This window comes from Acidisphaera rubrifaciens HS-AP3 (assembly GCF_000964365.1).
GTDB lineage: Bacteria > Pseudomonadota > Alphaproteobacteria > Acetobacterales > Acetobacteraceae > Acidisphaera > Acidisphaera rubrifaciens.
Window position 1 is genome coordinate 1 of the sequence record NZ_BANB01000844.1, and the last position, 3,832, is coordinate 3,832.

Here is a 3,832-nt window from a genome sequence, read left to right on the forward strand (position 1 = left end):
CGGGGCACCGGCCAGCAGCGGCGCCAGGAAGCGGCCGGTGTGGCCGGCGCCGCTTGCGACGATCGCCTCGGGCGGCCCCTCGGCCACGATGCGCCCGCCGCCGTCGCCGCCCTCCGGCCCGAGATCGAGGATCCAGTCGGCGGTCTTGATGACCTCCAGATTGTGCTCGATCACGATCACCGTGTTGCCCTGATCGACCAGGGCGTGCAGCACCTCCAGCAGCTTGCGTACATCCTCGAAATGCAGGCCGGTGGTCGGTTCGTCGAGGATGTAGAGCGTCCGCCCGGTCGCGCGCCGCGCCAGTTCCTTGGCCAGCTTGATGCGCTGCGCCTCGCCGCCCGAGAGCGTCGTCGCCTGCTGCCCGAGGCTGACATAGCCGAGGCCGACGCGCTGCAGGATCGACAGCCGGTCGCGTATGCGGCCCTGGGCGCTGAAATAGGGCACCGCCTCGTCCACCGTCATCGCCAGTACGTCGGCGATCGATTTCTCGCGGAACTTGATGTCGAGCGTCTCGCGGTTGTAGCGCCGGCCCTTGCAGACGTCGCAGGTGACATAGACGTCCGGCAGGAAGTGCATCTCGATCTTGATGACGCCGTCGCCCTGGCACGCCTCGCAGCGGCCGCCCTTGACGTTGAAGCTGAAGCGGCCGGGCTTGTAGCCGCGGGCGCGCGCCTCCGGCAGTTCGGCGAACCAGTCGCGGATCGGCGCGAACAGGTCGGTATAGGTCGCGGGATTGCTGCGCGGGGTGCGGCCGATCGGCGACTGGTCGATGTCGATGATCTTGTCGAGATGCTCCAGCCCCTCGATCCGGTCATGCGGCGGGGGCGATTCGCCCGATCCCATCAGCCGCCGCGACGCCGCCTTGTAGAGCGTGTCGATCACCAGCGTGGACTTGCCGCCGCCCGAGACGCCGGTGACGCAGGTGAAGGTGCCGAGCGGGAAGGATGCGGTGACGTCGTGCAGGTTGTTGCCGCGCGCGCCGACGACGCGGAGGATGCGGTCCTTCTGCACCGGCCGGCGCAAGGGCGGGACGGGGATGGCGCGCGTGCCGGACAGGTACTGGCCGGTCAGCGAGCGCGGGTTGGCCGCGACCTCGGCCGGCGTGCCCTCGGCGATCACGTGGCCGCCGTTGATGCCGGCTTCCGGCCCCATGTCGATCAGATGGTCGGCGGCACGGATCGCGTCCTCGTCATGCTCGACCACCAGCACCGTGTTGCCGAGGTCGCGCAGCCGCCGCAGCGTGCCCAGCAGCCGCTCGTTGTCGCGCTGATGCAGGCCGATCGACGGCTCGTCGAGCACGTACAGCACGCCGGTCAGGCCGGAGCCGATCTGGCTCGCCAGCCGGATGCGCTGGCTCTCGCCGCCCGAGAGCGTGGTCGATCCGCGCGCGAGCGTGAGGTAGTCGAGGCCCACGTCGTCGAGGAAGCGCAGCCGCTCGACGATCTCGCGCAGGATGCGGCGCGCGATCTCCGCCCGCTGCGGCGTGAGCGTCGGCAGCACGCCGGCGAACCATGCGCCGGCGCGCGCGATCGACATCTCCGACGCCTCGGCGATGTTCAGCCCGGCGATCTTCACCGCCAGCGCCTCCGGCTTCAGCCGCGCACCGTTGCAGACGTGGCAGGGCTTCTCCGCCTGATAGCGCGACATCTCCTCGCGCACCCAGGCGCTGTCGGTCTCCTCCCAGCGGCGCTGGAGGTTGCGCAGCACGCCCTCGAACGGCTTGGTGACGGAATAGGTCCGCACGCCGTCCTTGTAGGTGAAGGTGATGTCGTCGTCCGTGCCGTCGAGGATCGCCGCGCGCACCCGCGCCGGCAGGTCCTGCCACGGTGTGCGCGTTGTCACCTTGTAGTGGCGGGCGATGGATTGCAGCGTCTGGTCGTAATAGGGCGATTTCGCGCCGGCCCACGGGGCGACGGTGCCGTCCGCGAGGCTGAGCCGTTCGTCCGGCACCACCAGCGACGGGTCGAAGAACGTCTCGGTGCCGAGGCCGTCGCAGGCGGGACAGGCGCCGTGCGGACTGTTGAAGCTGAACAGCCGCGGCTCGATCTCCTCGATGGAAAAACCGGAGACCGGGCAGGCGAAGCGGGAGCTGAAGACGGTGCGGGCGCCCCCGTCCGCGTCCTCGGCATAGACGACGCCGTCGGCGAGGGCGAGCGCCGTCTCGAAACTGTCGGCGAGGCGCGGCTCGATCCCGGGGCGGACCACGATCCGGTCCACCACCGCCTCGATCTCGTGTTTCGTCTTGCGGTTGAGGCTCGGCACCGCGCCGATGTCGTACAGCGTGCCGTCCACCTTCACGCGGGTGAAGCCGCGGCGCTGCAATTCCGCCAGTTCCTTGCGGTACTCGCCCTTGCGGTCGCGCACGACGGGAGCGAGCAGCAGCAGGCGCGTGCCCTCCGGCATCGCGAGCACGCGGTCGACCATCTGGCTGACCGTCTGCGCCTCGATCGGCAGGCCGGTCGCGGGCGAATAGGGGATGCCGACGCGCGCCCACAGCAGGCGCATGTAGTCGTGGATTTCGGTGACGGTGCCGACGGTCGAGCGCGGGTTGCGGCTGGTCGTCTTCTGTTCGATCGAGATGGCGGGCGACAGCCCCTCGATCGCGTCCACGTCCGGCTTGCCCATCAGTTCGAGGAACTGCCGCGCATAGGCGGACAGGCTCTCGACATAGCGGCGCTGACCCTCGGCATAGATCGTGTCGAAGGCGAGCGAGGACTTGCCGGAACCCGACAGACCGGTGATGACCGTCAGCCGGTCGCGCGGGATGGCGACGTCGACGTTCTTGAGGTTGTGTTCGCGGGCGCCGCGGACATGGATGAAGCCGGCCATGCTGGGGAAAGCCTGTCGTTCTCTAGATGTTCAGGGTGAGCAAGCCTATAGGGCTTGTCGAGGGCGCCGCGCAAACGACAAGGCGGGGCAACGGAAGTGGCAAATGCGCGGGAGAAGTTCTACTTTCGCGTGTGTTTCAGGAGGTTTGCGTCATGGCGGGCAGCGTCAACAAGGTGATCCTGGTCGGCAATCTGGGGCGTGATCCGGAGATACGCAGCACCCAGGGCGGCAGCAAGCTCGCCAATTTCTCGGTGGCTACGTCCGAGACATGGAGCGACCGGCAATCCGGCGAGCGGCGCGAACGGACCCAGTGGCACCGCATCGTCATCTACAACGAGCGGCTGGTGGAGGTTGCGGAGAAATATCTCCGCAAGGGCATGAAGGTGTATCTGGAGGGCGCGCTGGAGAGCCGGCAGTTCACCGACAAGAACGGGCAGGAGCGCGAAACGACGGAAGTCGTGCTGCGCCAGTTCCGGGGCGAGTTGCAGATGCTCGACCGGGCGGGCGAGGGCGCGGGCGGCGGCGAGTCGGGGGGCTTTCCCCGCAGCCAGGCCCCGGCGCGGGCCGGACGCGGCGGCGGGGAGCGTGGTTCCTCGGATCGTGCTCCTCCGTCCGAACGGGGCGCGCCGAGTTGGGATGCGCCGAAGGGCGGCGACCTGGACGACGAGATCCCGTTCTGAGCCACCGTCCCGCGTCCCCGGACCGGTGCGCGGCGACGGTTGTGGCCTTCCGGGCACAGGCGTCGCCGTTGTGCATCAGACGGTTTCGGCACCGAGCCGGCCGGGGCTAGCATGAGGGCACCCGCGCTGTGCCATGGATCGTCGCTTATGCCCTCTCGCCTGACCCTCTTGCTGCTGTGCTGCGCCTTGCCCGTCGCCGGCTGCGCCGCAGGGGCCCCGCCTGAAGCCGCCGCCGTATCCGGCGGGATGCACCCGGCGCCGGTCGGCCGGCTCGCCGCCGCCCAAATGCCGTCCATGCCGCCGCAGGCGACCGAGCCGGCCCC

2 protein-coding genes are annotated in these 3,832 nt (G+C 69.5%); one reads left to right on the forward strand and one right to left on the reverse strand.

Annotated elements, in window-relative coordinates; translation table 11 throughout:
* Positions 1-2,829, reverse strand: a 2,829-nt coding sequence (gene uvrA, locus B8460_RS18395) for an excinuclease ABC subunit UvrA (protein ID WP_048863077.1), incomplete at its 3' end; no start/stop codon positions are given.
* A 152-nt stretch (positions 2,830-2,981) separates the two neighbouring features.
* On the opposite strand from uvrA, the gene ssb reads away from it, so the two are divergent.
* Entirely contained in the window at positions 2,982-3,509 is a 528-nt protein-coding gene (ssb, locus tag B8460_RS18400) for a single-stranded DNA-binding protein (protein ID WP_048863078.1), read from the forward strand.
* Positions 3,510-3,832 lie beyond the last annotated feature (323 nt).